The 15,107-nt window shown below is 63.7% G+C and carries 15 protein-coding genes; 3 read left to right on the plus strand and 12 right to left on the minus strand.

Annotated features, from left to right (window positions below; all coding sequences use genetic code 11):
• Window positions 1-26: 26 nt before the first annotated feature.
• The 12 genes from QF047_RS11580 to QF047_RS11635 all read right to left on the minus strand — a co-directional run bounded on the left by QF047_RS11580 (window position 27) and on the right by QF047_RS11635 (window position 13,083).
• Window positions 27-215 (minus strand): hypothetical protein, encoded by a 189-nt coding sequence (locus tag QF047_RS11580; protein WP_307277083.1) that lies wholly within the window; start codon window positions 213-215, stop codon window positions 27-29.
• A 424-nt stretch (window positions 216-639) separates the two neighbouring features.
• Window positions 640-2,067: a Re/Si-specific NAD(P)(+) transhydrogenase subunit beta gene (pntB, locus tag QF047_RS11585; protein WP_373427764.1), complete on the minus strand. Its 1,428-nt coding sequence runs from the start codon at window positions 2,065-2,067 to the stop codon at window positions 640-642.
• 47 nt (window positions 2,068-2,114) lie between these two features.
• A complete protein-coding gene (locus QF047_RS11590; protein ID WP_307277085.1) occupies window positions 2,115-3,668 on the minus strand; it encodes a Re/Si-specific NAD(P)(+) transhydrogenase subunit alpha in 1,554 nt (517 codons plus the stop codon).
• Window positions 3,669-4,076: 408 nt separating this feature from the next.
• A complete protein-coding gene (locus QF047_RS11595) occupies window positions 4,077-4,988 on the minus strand; it encodes an alpha/beta fold hydrolase (RefSeq protein ID WP_307277086.1) in 912 nt (303 codons plus the stop codon).
• Window positions 4,981-5,754 carry an SDR family NAD(P)-dependent oxidoreductase gene (locus QF047_RS11600; RefSeq protein ID WP_307277089.1) on the minus strand — a complete coding sequence of 258 codons (774 nt, stop codon included), beginning with the start codon at window positions 5,752-5,754 and terminating at the stop codon, window positions 4,981-4,983. Before QF047_RS11600 ends, QF047_RS11595 begins: the two co-directional genes overlap by 8 nt.
• A 223-nt stretch (window positions 5,755-5,977) precedes the next feature.
• The gene (locus tag QF047_RS11605; RefSeq protein WP_307277092.1) at window positions 5,978-7,198 is read right to left on the minus strand and encodes a CaiB/BaiF CoA-transferase family protein; all 1,221 of its coding nucleotides are present in this window, start codon (window positions 7,196-7,198) and stop codon (window positions 5,978-5,980) included.
• Window positions 7,195-8,817, minus strand: coding sequence for an NAD(P)/FAD-dependent oxidoreductase (locus tag QF047_RS11610; protein WP_307277095.1), 1,623 nt, complete (start codon window positions 8,815-8,817; stop codon window positions 7,195-7,197). Before QF047_RS11610 ends, QF047_RS11605 begins: the two co-directional genes overlap by 4 nt.
• Before the next feature lie 111 nt (window positions 8,818-8,928).
• Window positions 8,929-9,363 carry an SMP-30/gluconolactonase/LRE family protein gene (locus QF047_RS11615; protein WP_307281902.1) on the minus strand — a complete coding sequence of 145 codons (435 nt, stop codon included), beginning with the start codon at window positions 9,361-9,363 and terminating at the stop codon, window positions 8,929-8,931.
• 22 nt (window positions 9,364-9,385) lie between these two features.
• Complete coding sequence (locus QF047_RS11620) at window positions 9,386-9,823, minus strand: SMP-30/gluconolactonase/LRE family protein (protein WP_307281905.1); 438 nt, start codon at window positions 9,821-9,823, stop codon at window positions 9,386-9,388.
• An 803-nt stretch (window positions 9,824-10,626) separates the two neighbouring features.
• Complete coding sequence (locus QF047_RS11625) at window positions 10,627-10,848, minus strand: tyrosine-type recombinase/integrase (RefSeq protein ID WP_307277098.1); 222 nt, start codon at window positions 10,846-10,848, stop codon at window positions 10,627-10,629.
• A gap of 77 nt (window positions 10,849-10,925) precedes the next feature.
• Window positions 10,926-11,768, minus strand: coding sequence for an SDR family oxidoreductase (locus tag QF047_RS11630; protein ID WP_307277101.1), 843 nt, complete (start codon window positions 11,766-11,768; stop codon window positions 10,926-10,928).
• A gap of 76 nt (window positions 11,769-11,844) precedes the next feature.
• A complete protein-coding gene (locus QF047_RS11635; protein ID WP_307277104.1) occupies window positions 11,845-13,083 on the minus strand; it encodes an ABC transporter substrate-binding protein in 1,239 nt (412 codons plus the stop codon).
• Between the two features lie 611 nt (window positions 13,084-13,694).
• On the opposite strand from QF047_RS11635, the gene QF047_RS11640 reads away from it, so the two are divergent.
• The 3 genes from QF047_RS11640 to QF047_RS11650 all read left to right on the plus strand — a co-directional run bounded on the left by QF047_RS11640 (window position 13,695) and on the right by QF047_RS11650 (window position 15,056).
• Window positions 13,695-14,090, plus strand: a complete 396-nt coding sequence (locus QF047_RS11640) for an NAD(P)-binding protein (protein ID WP_307277109.1) — start codon at window positions 13,695-13,697, stop codon at window positions 14,088-14,090.
• Between the two features lie 99 nt (window positions 14,091-14,189).
• Entirely contained in the window at window positions 14,190-14,465 is a 276-nt protein-coding gene (locus QF047_RS11645) for a hypothetical protein (protein WP_307277111.1), read from the plus strand.
• Between the two features lie 30 nt (window positions 14,466-14,495).
• Window positions 14,496-15,056 (plus strand): hypothetical protein, encoded by a 561-nt coding sequence (locus tag QF047_RS11650; RefSeq protein ID WP_307277114.1) that lies wholly within the window; start codon window positions 14,496-14,498, stop codon window positions 15,054-15,056.
• Window positions 15,057-15,107: the final 51 nt, after the last annotated feature.

A 15,107-nucleotide genomic window follows, 5' to 3' on the forward strand; every position in this document is an offset into this window, starting at 1 on the left:
TTCCTTCTATGGATTGATATGACGGACTAGGGATTGATATGAGGGATGGTGCGCACCAGTTCAAGTAACGGAGCCAGCGAAACAGCTTTGTCGAGAGTTGGAACCTGTTCGACCAGGGCATGCGCTTGCTCATCGCCGGTGACATCGGTTGTCAGTGAGAGGAATTTGTCGGTCAATTCCTTCCATTCCGCTGCCATCTGGCTGTGGTGATTCAAGGGTGTGCTTTTGCCGTCCGGTGCTGGATTTGCTGGTTTCCGTGGCCGACAATGGCATTGCTTACTGCGGTGACGCCGTTCCATTCTGGTGCCGTTTCGGCCCCGCAGCATTGGGGTCCGTATAGCCGTCGTCGACGTGTGGCTCCAACGTTTCGTGCCGGTGGTGGAGGAGCAGTTCGTGCCTGTAGTGGAGCCCAATCCAGGGTGCCGCACAAAATTCGTCTAGGTTATGAGGGTCTCTGTGACCTGGTGCTTCCGCCGGAACGGTCGGCTCCAACGTGAGGAGCCGGCGCCGCTTCAGAGCGGATCTTTCTGGACTAACTGGGCGTCTGCGCACGGTGTCTTCTCGTCTCTTAAATAATCGGGGTTGATGTGCAATGGAAGGGCCCGACGATCGGGCTGCTGCGTAGGTGGTGTCCCCTCGTTAGAAGGCGCGGAGGATGTCTTCGACGCGTTGTTTGGCGTCGCCGAAGAGCATTTGGGAGTTGTCGCGGTAGAAGAGTGGGTTTTGGACGCCTGCGTAGCCGGCGGCCATGGAGCGTTTGAATACGATGACGTTTTCGGCTTCCCAGACTTTGAGGACTGGCATGCCGGCGATGGGGCTGCCTGGGTCTTCGGCGGCGGCGGGGTTGACGGTGTCGTTCGCGCCGATGACCAGGACGACGGAGGTGTCGCTGAGGTCGTCGTTGATTTCGTCCATTTCCAGGACGATGTCGTAGGGGACTTTGGCTTCGGCGAGGAGGACGTTCATGTGCCCGGGAAGGCGTCCGGCGACGGGGTGGATGCCGAACCTGACGTTCACGCCGCGTTCGCGCAGCTGGTGGGCCAGTTCGGCGACGGGGTATTGCGCTTGGGCGACGGCCATGCCGTAACCGGGAGTGATGACCACGCTTGAAGCGTTGGTCAGCATTTCCGCTGTTGCCTCGGCGGTGATTTCACGGTGCTCACCCTGGTCAGTGTCCCCCGTGCTCGCGGGGGCGGCGATGCCGAACCCGCCGGCGATCACGGAGATAAAGGACCGGTTCATGGCCTTGCACATGATGTAGGAAAGGTATGCACCGGAGGAGCCGACCAGTGCGCCGGTGATGATGAGCAGGTCGTTGTTGAGCAGGAAGCCGGCGGCGGCTGCTGCCCAGCCGGAGTAGCTGTTGAGCATGGACACGACCACGGGCATGTCGCCGCCCCCGATGGAGGCCACCAGGTGCCAGCCCAGCCCGAGGGCGAGGACAGTGACGACGACCAGGAGCCAGAGCTGGGAGTCGTTGACGTACCAGACGGTCAGGGCAATGAACGCGGCGAGGGCGCCGAGGTTGATGACGTTCTTGCCGGGCAGCATCAGGGGTGAGGACTTCATCCGGGCGGAGAGTTTCAGGAACGCCACGATCGAGCCGGTGAAGGTCACCGCTCCGATGAACACGCCGATGAACACCTCGGCGTGGTGGATCGCCATCAGGTCTGAAGACAACGCAGGAGCTTCGAGGTGTCCGTTCCAGCCCACCAGGACCGCGGCGAGGCCTACGAAGCTGTGCAGCAGGGCAATCAGCTCGGGCATCCCGGTCATTTCAACCACGCGGGCGCGCCAGAGCCCGATAGCACCGCCGACGGCCACCGCGGCGACCAGCAGGCCCAGGCCGGTCAGGGCGTGGCCGGTACCCCAGGCGCCCTGGAGTGTAAGCCAGATCGTTGCGGCGAGGGCGATGACCATGCCGGTGATGCCGTAGATGACCCCGGCGCGTGCTTTCTCGTGCTTGCTCAGCCCGGCGAGGCTGAGGATGAACAGCAGGGCCGCGACGATGTAGGCCGCTCCCGCGATGGAGTCGGCGGTCAACGGACCGGAGACGGCGTCAGTCACGGTAAAGCTCCTTGAAATAAGTCCTGCTGCTGTTGCGGTAGCGGCGCTCATGAACGGGCCTTCCCGGCGGAGAACATGGCGAGCATGCGCCTGGTGACAGCGAAGCCGCCGAAGATGTTGATGCTGGCCAGCAGTACCGCGACGGCGGCGAGGACCTGCATCACCGGGTTTTCCGAGGTGACCTGTAGCAGGGCCCCGACGACGATGATCCCGGAGATCGCGTTCGTGACGGACATCAGCGGGGTGTGCAGGGCGTGATGGACCTTCCCGATGACGTAAAAGCCGACCACGACCGAGAGCATCAGGACCGTGAAGTGCTGCGGCAACGGCGCCGGGGCAACCGCGTTGACCAGGAACAGCGCAGCGATGCCCGCGGCGAAGAGTCCTGCCTTGCCGGCCGTGCTGAGGCCCTGTTTCTTTTTCGGTGTCGTATTTTCGGCGGCCGGGCCCTGGGTCGTTGCTGCGGGTGCGGCTGAGACCTGGACGGGGGGCGGCGGCCACGTCTTCTCACCCTCGCGCACCACCGTCACCGAACGCTGCACCACGTCGTCGAAATCGATCCTCAGGACCCCGTCCTTGTCCGGGGTCAGGAGCTTGAGCAGGTTCACCATGTTCGTCCCGTACAGCTGCGATGCCTGGGCCGGGAGCCGGGCCGGCAGATCCGTGTAGCCCAGGATCACTACACCGTTCTCCGTCACCACACGCTCCCCCGCCACGGAGCCTTCGACGTTCCCGCCCTGGCCCGCGGCCATGTCAACGATCACGCTGCCGGCCTTCATGCCTGCCACATCGGAGGCCGTGAGCAGCTTCGGCGCCGGACGCCCCGGGATCAGGGCCGTGGTGATGATGATGTCCACATCGGCTGCCTGCTCCGAGTAGATTTCCGCAGCCCGGGCGTTATACGCCTCAGAGGTGGCCTTCGCGTATCCGTCGGAAGACTTCATCTCTTCGGCGACCTCGACCTTGAGATAGGTTCCGCCGATGGACTTCACCTGATCGGCGACCTCGGGCCGCGGGTCCGTCGCCCGGACAATCGCGCCCAGGCTGCTCGCAGCGCCGATAGCAGCCAATCCGGCGACGCCGGCGCCCGCGACCAGGACCTTGGCGGGCGGGACCTTGCCCGCCGCCGTCACCTGTCCCGTGAAAAACCGGCCGAACTCGTGAGCCGCCTCGATCACGGCGCGGTACCCGGCAATGTTCGCCATCGAACTGAGCACGTCCATGGACTGCGCCCGCGAAATCCGCGGCACAGCATCCAGGGCCAGCGCCGTGATCGGACGCGAAGCCAGCACCTCCACCAGTTCCGGCCGCAGTCCCGGGCTCAGCGACCCGATCAACGTCGCCCCCTCAGCCAGGCGGCCAATCTCCTCCTCGGTAGGTGGATTAATCCGCAACACCACTTCACTGCCCCACGCCTCATCCCCACCAACGATCAGTGCGCCCGCTTCGGCATAAGCCTCATCACGGAAGGATGCCGACTCACCCGCACCCTTCTCGACCACAACCTCGTAACCCAACCCCAACAACTGCTTCACGGTGACAGGCGTCGCCGCCACCCGTGTCTCGCGACCTAACTCGGCCACAATGCCAATACGTGTCACGTTTCACTCTCTTTTCCGTTTTAAAGGCGCCCGTGCGGGATTCCGCGACCAGCGCAAGGGGCATATGCTCATTTGCGAAGGAGCTAGGTCCGGCGCTTCATGCATTTCAAACTCAGCATCTATTGCTGTCCGACAGTTTCAGCACCAGCGGCGATAGCGCGCCAGCGGTCTCTTCGAACACCCTCTTCACCGTGAGGAAGTAACCCTGTCTTCGCTCATCTCGATTTCCTATTCCCGGCCAGTTGGGTGCGGGCAGGGCCGGTCGCGATGGCAGGCACCAGGGGGCAACTCCATGATCTTGTTTTGCCCCACAAGATCGACGTCGCCGGGTGACCGGGTGACAATTTGTCTGACCAGGTGCTCGGCTCCCAAGCCGGGCGTCCTCCACCAGCCGCCCGGCCGACTTCATCACTGCTCGTCCGGCACGTGATTTTCGATGAATGCCAAGGCCGCATCGACAAAGTTGGCGTTGTCGTCACCCATTACCATGTGTCCCGCATTGGCGATGGTAACGACCTCGGCGTGCGGCATGATGCCAAGCAGCTCGGTCACCCCAGCCGCGCTCACCACGTCGGACTCCGCGCCGCGGACGACCAGCGTCGGCGTGGTGATCTGCTCCGCAGCAGTCAGGAGCATCTGTCGATTCCGTGCCCGGTCGCCGAGACCGTTGTCCGGACGGTGGAACTCCGGGTCCCAGTGCCAATACACCCGTCCGTCTCGCCCGCGCCGGAGGTTGTGCCGCAGCGATGCCGCGTCGCGCCGGGGTGCTCCGGGCCGGTACTCGGCGACGGCGTCGATGGCGTCCCCGATCGTGTCGAACCCTCGCTTGCCGGCGCTCATAAAGGCCTTGATCCGGTTGGTCCCAGCGCTCTCGGTAGTGGGGGCGATGTCGACCAAAACGAGTCCACCGACATCGTCGGGGTGCGCTGCCGCGAACGCCATCGCAGCCATTCCTCCCATCGACGCACCGACCAGCACCGTCCAGCCCGGATCGCGGTCACGGATGTCCCGCAGCGCGCTTTCCAGATCCGCTGCTTGCGCGCGGATTCCGTAGTCCGCCATAGGCCGCGGCGCCCATTCACTCTCGCCGTGGCCCCGGGCGTCGACGGTGTAGGCTGTCCAGCCGCGGCTACTCAAGGCCCTCGCCGCGCGGTTCCACGAGTGGCGAGTCTGTCCGCCCCCGGGGAGCAGGACGATGACACCACGCTGATCCGGCACTCCTCGCCACCGGTCCGCTGCGAGGACAAGGCCATCTCCCCTCAGGTTGATGCGTTCAGGCGTCGACTCCTTCAGGCAGGGAGCTGGCACCCTCTCACCCACGGGGCGGGAAGCGGAGGGCGCCGTCGATCCGGATGACCTCGCCGTTGAGATAGTCGTTGGCCACGATGGATGCCACCAGGTCGGCGTACTCCTGGGCGCGGCCCATTCGCGACGGAAACGGCACCTTCGTGCCGAACGCCTCCTGCGCCTGGTCCTCGTCCATGCCGTAGGCGGGGGTGAAGAAGGTGCCCGGTGCAATGGTCATGACCCGAATGCCGTGCGAGGCCAGGTCACGCGCCGCAGCCAGGTTGAGCCCGACAACGCCGCCCTTGGCAGCAGCGTAGTCGGCCTGGCCGACCTGTGCCTCATACGCGGCGATGCTGGCGGTATTCACGATGACACCGCGCCCCGAACTGCCCACCTCCGGGAGCGCTGCCATCGCAGCTGCGGCCTGCCGCATAACGTTGAAGACGCCGCTGAGATACAGCGCGACGGTACGGTCGAACGCTGCCTGCGGCATGGCCTTCCCTTGACGGTCGACAATCTTGGCAAGCGCCGTCGGCCCACCGTGCGCACTCACCATCACACGGAGCTCTCCGAGCTCGCCCGCGGCCGCGACCGCTGCTGACACGGAGTCCTCGTCGGTGACGTCAGTGCTGACGTAGATGGCTGCCTTGCCCAGCTCCTTGGCAAGCAGCTCGCCCGGCTCACGAGCGAGGTCGGCGATGACCACACGGCCGCCGTCCGCGACGACTCGGCGGGCGGTCGCCTCGCCGAACCCCCCGGCGCCCCCAGTTACTAGGGCCACCTTGTCTGCGATGTTCATATGACTCCTTTATTCGATATCGGGGCCCTCAATGGGATCTCCACCGGGGCCGCTCCTCAGCGAAAGCCCAAGGGCCTTCGATCCCATACTCGGTGAGTCACGGCGGGCGGTACCAGTGCTTCCATGTAGGCCAGCCGTTCGCTCCCCTCGTGCGGGCGAACGCCCAGACCTTGCAGCGCTCGATAGTCATCCACAGCGCAGGACAGCACCGCAGTGGGGCCCGTCACGTGCCGTCTTCCGCCACGGCGACGACGCCCTCACTCAGGAGTCTTGCGCGCTCCTCGGCCGAGAGGCCGAGATCGGTGAGGATCTCGTTGGTGTGCTCGCCCAACAAGGGCGGGTGCCGCGACGCCGGGCCCCGCTCACCGTTGACCCGGAGTGGGCTGCCAATGACAGCCACCGTCCCGGCCGCCGGGTGATTGAGGGTCTGGAGGATCCCTCGCGCCACCACCTGTTCCTGCGCCAGCGCTTCTCCGATGTCGAGGACAGGGCCGAACGGCACACCGGCCTGCGTGAGGACCTCATCCCACTCCGCGCGCGTGCGCAGACGCAGCAGCGCAGTGAGCTCGGCTTCAAGCTCGTCGCGATGGGCGAGGCGTTGCTCGGCGTCTGCGAAACGAGGGTCCGCGGCCAGGTCGTCAAAGCAGGCAGCAGCGCAGAACGCTTCCCAAGCGCCGGGCTGGTGCAACGTAAGGATGACGTAGCCGTCCTTTGCCGGGTACCGTCCGTAGGGCACCACCCGGTGGTGGGACGTACCTACCCTCGGCGGTGTCTCCCCCGTCAGCAGCGCTATCTGGCCCAAGTAGCTGAGCAGCGACAGCGAGCCGTCGAGCAGGCTCAAGTCGAGATGCTGCGCAGCTGCGCCGGCATCGCGCGAGCGCAGCGCAGCGAGGACTGCGATCACGCCCCACAGGCCCGCGCCGATGTCTGCCATCGGGACGCCGAGCTTGGTAGGCGGACCATCTGGCTCCCCCGTCAGGGCCAGCAAACCGCTACGGGCCTGGGTCACAAGGTCATAGCCGGGCCGTTCCGCCCAGGGACCGTCCTGTCCGTACGCGCTGATGGACAGCATGACGATGGAGTCGTTGACCGCCCGTACGTCGTCGAACCCGAGGCCAAGGCGGTCCATCACCCCTGGCCTGAAGTTTTCGATGACCACGTCGGACTTACGGACTAGCTCTAGGGCGATGTCCCGACCAGGGGCGGACTTGAGGTCCAGTGCGATGCTCCGCTTGTTGCGGTTGCTTGCGATGAAGTAGTGGCTGGTTCCTCCGGGGTAGAACGGCGGGTTCGAACGCATCGATTCACCGGTGCCCGGCGGCTCCACTTTGATGACGTCGGCGCCGAGGTCACCCAGAATCTGAGTGCAGACCGGTCCAGACAGGACGTGCGTGAAGTCGAGCACGCGCAGCCCCGTTAGAGGTTGGGGTCCACTGCCGCTCATCGGATCTCGAAGCCGTCATAGTCGTTGGCGGCCACCTTGCTGCAGCAGTCCCGGTATGCGCCGACGCCACCGACATATGGCAGCAGGACGCGCGGCTTCCCGGGCACGTTGGCGCCGGTGTAGGCGGTGTCGGCCAAGGGGTAGAGCGTGCCAGATGCTACCTCGTCGCTGTGTTCGCGCCATGCCCGCTCGGCGTCGGCGGTGGCCTCAACCGTGCTTGCCCCGCGATCGCGGACGTGGAGCATGAGGTCAGCAACCCAGTCGACGTGGTGCTCGATCGAGCCAATCACGTTGCTCAGCAGCGAGGGGCTGCCTGGACCGGCGACGATGAGCAGGTTGGGGAAGCCGTGCACCCCAAGACCCATGTAGGTCTGCGGTCCAGCTGCCCACTTCTCGCGCAGGGCGAGATCGCCGCGCCCGCGGATATCGATCTTGAGGATGGCGCCGGTGAGCGTGTCAAAACCCGTAGCGAAGATGATCGTGTCCAGCTCGTAGAGCCTCTCGCTGGTGCGGATTCCGGCCGGCTCCACCTCCAGGATCGGCTCCTCTCGCACGTCGACAAGCTTGACGTCATCGCGGTTGAAGGCTTCATAGTATCCCTGCTCCAGGCTGGGTCGCTTGGCTCCGACCGGGTAGCCGCGGGGAATCAATCTCTCGGCCTTCGCCGGGTCCGTCACCATTTCCCGGATCTTGTCGCGGAGGAAGTCCGCCGCGACCCCGTTGGCCTTCAGGTCGGTCAAGATGTCCCGGTAGGCCAGGAGGATGGACGCGGTGTTGCCAGAGTCCCATGCGGCCTCGAACTTCGCCTGGCGCACCTGAGAGTCGACGTCGAGCGCGGACTCCTCGCCTACCACGCGGTTGTTGCCGAATCTCGACGTGCGGGCCTTCTCCAAATCCTCGATGACGGCTTTCTTGTGAACGTCGATGTCTTCGCCGTCGGGGCCATAAGGGTAATTCACCATAGGCACGGCGAAGGTGGGCGTGCGCTGGAAGACAGTGGTGGCAGCAGCGGCGGGTGCGATCTTCGGCAGCACCTGAATGCCGGTGGAGCCGGTGCCAATGAGCGCGACTCGTCGGTCAGTGAGGTCGACGTCGACCTCCGGCCAGGAGGAAGTGTGGTAAATGTCGCCCCCGAAGGTGTCGAGGCCGTTGATGTCCGGAATGTTCGGCGCGGAGACCTGGCCGACCGCGAGGATCAAGTACCGCGAATTGATGGTCCCGCTAGACGTCTGGACGGTCCAGCGGTCGGCGGACTCGTCGTATCGGGCAGCAGTCACCGTCGTGTGGAAGTGGATTGAGCGGCGTAGGTCGAACCGGTCGGCGACGTGGCGCGCGTAGTCAAGGATTTCCGGTTGCGTCGCATAGCGCTCTGTCCAGTTCCAGTCGGCATAAAGCTCGCGGGAGAAGGAGTAGGAGTACTCGAGGCTTGGTATGTCGCAGCGCGCGCCGGGATACCGGTTCCAGAACCATACCCCGCCCACTTCCTCTCCGGACTCCACCGCGATCGCGTTGAGACCGATCTCCCGGAAGCGGTGAAGCGCGTACATGCCGGCGAAGCCGGCGCCGACGATCACGACATCGACCGGACGATTTGGGAGGGGAATGGCGGAGTCTGGCACGACTGGGTTCCTTTCGGACTGCTGACTGGCTACGCGGAGGTTACGCGCTACGGAGAATAGAGTATCCGGAATTGGCCATCACGTCGAGACGTGAGGCACTTGCAACGCTCGTCAGAAGGCCAGCGCCAGACCCGCGGCTGGCCACGGGCAGGCCACGACGCGACCAGTGCCCGAGAGTACGATGTAGGCGTTGGTGAGGTCGTCGCCGCCGAAGCAGAGGTTGGTCGGCTTGTCGTCGGCAAACGCGGCTGGAAGGGTCCACAGCACCGCTGGCCCGCCCGCCGGGTGCACGACTGTGATGCCCGGGTCCACCAGCGTCCCGACGCAGATTGCCCCGTCTGCCTGCACGGCCAGGGAGTCCAGTTCTTGCGCTCCCGGCAGGCCAACCACCAGGCTGTCCCAGTGTGTAGGGCCCTCCGACAGTGTGCTGACGGTTACTCCGGTGGACGGCTCGAGCCGTCCTGGGGACAAGACACGCAGGCGCCGGACCTGCCGCGTTTTGGTCTCCGCCCAGTACAGCCACTCCTCGTCGGGCCCGAGGCCGATCCCATTGCACTACCGTGCTCCTTCACCAATGACAACCGGCTCCAGGTTGGATCCATCTGCAGCGCCATACAGGATTTTCGCGTGCGCAATAGTCGGTCAGCCAGAAGCCACCCTGGCGGTCGAACACCAGATCGTTCGGCCCGGCCAGTGCCACTCCGTCGGCAGCGGTCTCGTACCACCGTTCGACCTTTCCGGTCTCTACATCGATTCGGTCGACCCACCCCGCGCACCACTCACCCGTCTCGTCCCGGCCGCCGTTGTTGGCGACGTACAGCGCGCCATCTGGACCCAATGCCGCACCGTTCGGCATGCCTGTAGTCTCCGCGATGGCCGTGCACCGTTCCCCGCGATGCGCGTGACGCCCTGGCCGTGCAGCCCCACGACGGCGAGGTCTCCATCCGAAAACACCACCGGCCCCTGGGGAAACATGAGACCTTCCGCAACCGCGGGCGCCCGTCAGCTTGCGGCATTCGAACGTCCGGAACCCCGAGTGTTGTGTGGCTCATCGCTTCCCGCTCCGCTTCGAGAGTTAATACTTAGCTATTCAGTATCCTCAAGCTGTTAGAGCGAAGATCAGCACGAAGGAGATTAGGACTTGTCCGAGACGCACCCCGGCCAGCCACGACGGATGGATATTTCCTTTGAGCCCGAAGCGGTCTCGGACGTCCGGCAATAATCAATTCGCTGGGGCCGCTCACGGAATTCGAGGTCACCCTCGTCGGCCGTTTGCCCGCCCAGAGCGCACACGTGGTAGCGCAGTCCACGGCGCCCAACACAATCGGGTACGGCATGGCGGATTCCCCCGTCGCCAAGGCTGCGTGGATCATCGACAAGCTGCACGCATGGGCAGACCTGTCATGTCGGCTGTCGATAAACAAGGCGTAGGACCTCGTCACGCTATATGGCTAACCCTGAGCATGCAAGGCACACATCCCGGACCGTGCGGAATCATAACCACACCCATCGCCCGGCAGACCATGTTCGGCTGCTGCCGTCGGTCACCGCGGGTGGGTCGCGACGACGAAGGCCGCCAGATCGGCAGCCCGGCGTTCTGCCACCGCCGGCGGTGACCTGAGCAAAGTCCATATCCTGCACGCCCCACACGTCCGCACCCACTGACACGGCAAAAACCGGAACTGCAAATCGAATCGTCGGCAGGGAAGACGAGGATGTCGGAACGGAACTCCCCGGTCACGACGCCCACGAGTCAATTTAAGAAGCCCCGCCTCGATGGTCTCGTGCGGGCTGTCCGGGCCGCCGACATCACAGGATCACCGCGGCGCCCGCGACCCAGCCAACCTCCTCCAGCGCCGGGCAGGCGTCCTCGGCAGTGCAGTGACCGTAGATGTCCATTGTCGTAGTGACCGAAGCATGCCGTAGGAGGGTCGAGACGGCCTCCAGTGGCACCGAGTCCCGCAACATCCTTGTCGCGGCTGTGTGCCGGAACCAATGCGGGTCGAAATCTGGGCCGGTCCGCCGCCGCATACAAACCAATTTAGGGCGACGACGGCGCCCGGTGCGCTAGCTCCGCCGCCGTCCAGACACGGAAATGATATCCCGCCCTAATGGATACTTGGACGGCGCTCGACGTTGAGGGCGCCTTGACCGGTGTAGATCCCACCGGAGAAGCCGTAATCGACCACGAGGTCCGTGCCACTGATGTATTCGGCTTCCGTGCTGTTGAGGTAGAGCAGAGCGTCTGCTTGGTTGCGAGGAGTGGACGGAGCACCAATGGGCGAGACACTTTTCGCGCCGGCGTCCGGGGACGAACCGAACTGGCTCAGCATCGGCGTCTGAGTCGCACCGGGACTGACGGTGTTGATCCGGATTTGCTGGGCCGCGAGCGACCAGGACCTGTATTTGGCATAGAGCACAGTCGCTTCCTTCGAGAAGGTATAGCCGCGGTTAGCTTCTACCGGGCCGCCGAGAACCGCCGGATCTTCCTCATGTTCTTGGAGGTAGGCGACGGCCTCACTGAACGAAGACGTCTGCAGCAAGGGAATCACCGCGGGAATGTTACCGATCCACCCCATTCCACCCATCGAAGCGATAAGCCCGATGGAGCCACCGGCACTCATTCGCGGCACTAAAGACTCGATGAGGTGGCGGTGGCCCACGAAGTTGATCGTCGCCGTCAAAAGAGCTGGCATTCCCTTCCCAGAGACTCCAGCGCAGGCGAACACAGAGTCGACATGTGTGGGGAGGTGCGTTAGTGCTTCGTCGATCGAGCTCTCTTCGGCCAGGTTCACCATGGTGAAGCTGGCCATGTCGTTCTCGACCTGTTGGATATCTAGCCCGTGAACCTCAGCACCGAGAGCAACGAGCTGCTCTGCCACTTCTCGTCCCATGCCAGAGGCTGCTCCGGTAACGACAACGGTCTTGCCGCTGTAGTCGATGTTGTTCATCAAATTCCCTCACTTCGCTGTGCAGTGTGGGCGCCGGATCAGTGTCCGGCGCCCACACTTGGCTGCTGGCAGTTGGCTACTTGCGCAGCATTGGTAGCGCGTCGGCCGGCTCCGGAGAGACAAGCTTCGTACTTCCGGCCCCGCTGTCCCAGCGGGTCAACCAACCGTGATAATTCCGGACTGAAGGCTGAGCGAGTCCAGGTGTCGAGAAGTCCACTGTCCCGAACATGTCAGCGTCCAGGGCGGTCTCGGTCCTTAACGCCTCCATGAAACTTTTGGCGTTGAGCTCCCCTTTGACCTTGGGCGCAACGCGCTCCACGATCCGTGGGCCTTCCCAGCCTCTAAAGGCGGGCGCCCCGGACTTCTCGAGGGCCGCCGCCTTATTGCCGGCTGCCTCTTCCGCGGCAAGGTCCTTGATGAAGGCCTGAACATGCTCGTCTTTAGAGTCAGATGTCAGGGGCGGGAAATCCGCCGAATGGAAGCGGTCGGCGGCTTTTCCCAGTTTCTTCAGAGAATCGGTGCTCATGGATTGCGTGCTGCCACACACCATCAGGTTCGTGCCGAGGCTCTCAGCGGTTTGAATCAACTGAATCGCCTGTGGCTCGGCCAGGGCAGCCGTCACGGCGTCGACACCGGCAGCCTGAAGTTGGCGGACATACCCCGAAAAGTCCGTGGCCGTCTGCGGGATCTTGACAATCATGCCTGAATCGTGGAGGTTGGCGCCTTTGACGCCAGCTGCAACAACCGGCTCCTGTCCCGCAGCCGCGTCGACGTCAGCCCTGACCATGGCGTGGGTGGTGGCGCCATCGAGTTTCAGGTTGGTGGGGCAGAGCGCGTAACCGCTGAGCGTACCGCCGTCCACGTTGAATGCTATGGGACTGGTGAAGTCCTCCGACCCGACCGGGTTGCCGGCCAGAATCGGGATACCGGCAGCTTCAAGGATATCGTGAACCTGAGTGGCTCCACGGCTCGCAAAATAAGCGACGATGGCGAGTACGCCCTCATCGACGGCCTTCCGAGCGCACGCTTCGCTGGCGGTCGCTTCGTTCTTCTGGTTGCAATAGAGCAGCTCGAGCGGTCGCCCGTCGATGCCGCCTCGTGCATTGATCGCACGCACCGAAGCGCGGGCTGCGTTCAGCTCCGCAGGAAAATTGGCCCCGGACGTGTCAGTGGGAGTTATTGACATTAACTTGATGGGCTCGCCCTTAAGCCCTCCACTGGACTCCTCAGCAGCGGAACCGCCGGCGCAGGCAGTGAGCATCAGGGCCGCGCTGGTGGCAGCCCCCATCACGCCCCAGAACTGTTTCTTCTTCATCGAAGCTCCTCTTGTTGAACCAAGCCACCATCGCGTCCATGAATACGATCGGCAACAAAGCCGACGATACACGTCCGATCGGGATTAAGGCTACTTAATTCAGCAGTGTGCCACCGTATGCTTTCTGGGAGACCCGGAGTGGTCAGGAATAGTAGGATCCCAATGCATTTCAGTATCCTGGAACTCCCGGCTCGTCTGCTGCCTGTGATGATTACGCACTGCAGCGCGGGATCATCCCTAGACCTTCAGCCGGGCCCGCCTGTTCAGTCCCACCTCCAGCACGCCGTCGTGTTCGCTGCAACGGAATGGAAGTTCGGCCGGCGCCCCTCCTTCCACCGGCGACGTCATTTGCTGTCCCTTGCAATCTGCATCATCCGTCATTACTTATAGGCGTTCGCGCTTCGGACCACCTTGGGGGCAATGTCACCAGGCCACCTTTACAGGATGCTTTATCGACATGTCCGCCACCTTGCTCGCATAGCAAAATACCGATGCGCAAAAGCCGATATACCGACGCCAGACCGACCTCTAGGGTGATCAGCTTCACGAGTCCTGACCGGCATAGCTGTCTGATGTGTCCGGACAGCGGCTACTAATTTTGAGGAGAATCCATGAGCGCACCCTCGGACGCAACGAGCGTCGACGCCTTTGTGGTGGGGGCCGGCTTCGCCCGCCTTCACATGGTCCTTCGACTGAGGGAAGCCGGCCTCGACGTAGCAGCGGCCGAACGCGGCGAGGACGTCGGCGGCAATCGGTACTGGAACAAGTATCCCGGCGCCACGTGCGACGTCGAAAGCGCGGACGATTCCTACTCCTTCTCCCCTGAGTTGGAACAGGAGTGGGTCTGTACCGAGCGCTGGCTGCCAACGGCACAGGACGGCCGTTCAGTGGGACGCCAAATATGTGGTGATGGCCTCGGGCTCGCTTTCTTTGGGGCAGATCCCGTCGTTCGAGGGACTGCAGTCCTACCGAGGGCAGACCCAGCACACCGGTTCCTGGCCGGCTGAGGGAGTGGATCTTACCGGCCGAAACGTTGCGGTCATTGGGACCGGATCCTGGGGGTCCAGACCATTCCGATCGTTGCACGCACCGCCAGGAGCCTGACAGTGTTCCAGCGGACCCCGAACTTTGTCCTCCCCGCGCGCAATCAGCCGCTCAACCGGGAAGAACTCGACGAAGTAAAGGCGACGTACCCGGAACGGCGTGCCAACGCAAAGCTCACCCCGGGCGGCTCATCGACCTCCGGCGGTACCCGGAATGCACTCGAGGTTTCTCAGGAGGAACGCGAGGAGGCTTGGGAGGCTGCCTGGCAACAGGGCGGAACAATGATCATCCGCCGGTTCAGGACATCATGGTCAGCGACGAAGCTAATAACCTGCTGAAGGAACTCGTGCGCATGAGCATCCGGAGACGTGAAGAACCCTGCGACCGCCGACAAGCTATGCCCCACGTCGTACCCGTTCGGTGCGAAGCGTGCCTGCGTAGGTACCGACTACTTCGAGACCTACAACCGGGACAATGTCTTCCCGGTTAACCTGAACGAGGATCCGATCGTCGGCTTTACCGAAACCGGGATCAAGACCGCGCGCGCCGAAAGCGCCTTCGACCACGTCATCTTCTGCACCGGGTTTGACGCGCCGACAGGCCCGCTGCTGAGGATGGATATCCGCGGCCGGCGGGCCTGTCCCTTCGCGACAAGTGGATCTTGCAACTCCACGGACGGGCCAAGACCCCTTTCACGTAAAGCGTTCATGCTCCCGGAGACCTGGGGCCCCTCATCGCAGTGTACATATTTTGCGGGCGGCCCCAATGAGTTTGCGCTGGACATCAGCGGTTCCGCCACCGACGACGTTCATGATCGGAATCCGCCTGCCCTACTCGAAGCGCGCTCACAAATATTTGTCGCTGATTCCGAGACCATCTGCCGCTGGATGGCGAATCTCAGCAGCTTCCCGCTCCGCCGACCGAAGTAACCGTTCACATCGCTGCGCAAGCAGTAGCAGGTCACCACGGCGGGATCCGGG

It is taken from the genome of Arthrobacter sp. W4I7, from assembly GCF_030816215.1.
In the GTDB taxonomy this organism is placed as follows: domain Bacteria; phylum Actinomycetota; class Actinomycetes; order Actinomycetales; family Micrococcaceae; genus Arthrobacter; species Arthrobacter siccitolerans_A.

What these genes read in the sequence shown, in the direction of transcription:
- QF047_RS11600 (WP_307277089.1), bottom strand. Translation starts at nt 5,754, where the DNA reads ATGAACATCGCAGACAAGGTGGCCCTAGTAACTGGGGGCGCCGGGGGG.
- QF047_RS11635 (WP_307277104.1), bottom strand. Translation starts at nt 13,083, where the DNA reads ATGAAGAAGAAACAGTTCTGGGGCGTGATGGGGGCTGCCACCAGCGCG.
- QF047_RS11605 (WP_307277092.1), bottom strand. Translation starts at nt 7,198, where the DNA reads ATGAGCGGCAGTGGACCCCAACCTCTAACGGGGCTGCGCGTGCTCGAC.
- QF047_RS11630 (WP_307277101.1), bottom strand. Translation starts at nt 11,768, where the DNA reads ATGAACAACATCGACTACAGCGGCAAGACCGTTGTCGTTACCGGAGCA.
- QF047_RS11625 (WP_307277098.1), bottom strand. Translation starts at nt 10,848, where the DNA reads ATGCGGCGGCGGACCGGCCCAGATTTCGACCCGCATTGGTTCCGGCAC.
- QF047_RS11640 (WP_307277109.1), top strand. Translation starts at nt 13,695, where the DNA reads ATGAGCGCACCCTCGGACGCAACGAGCGTCGACGCCTTTGTGGTGGGG.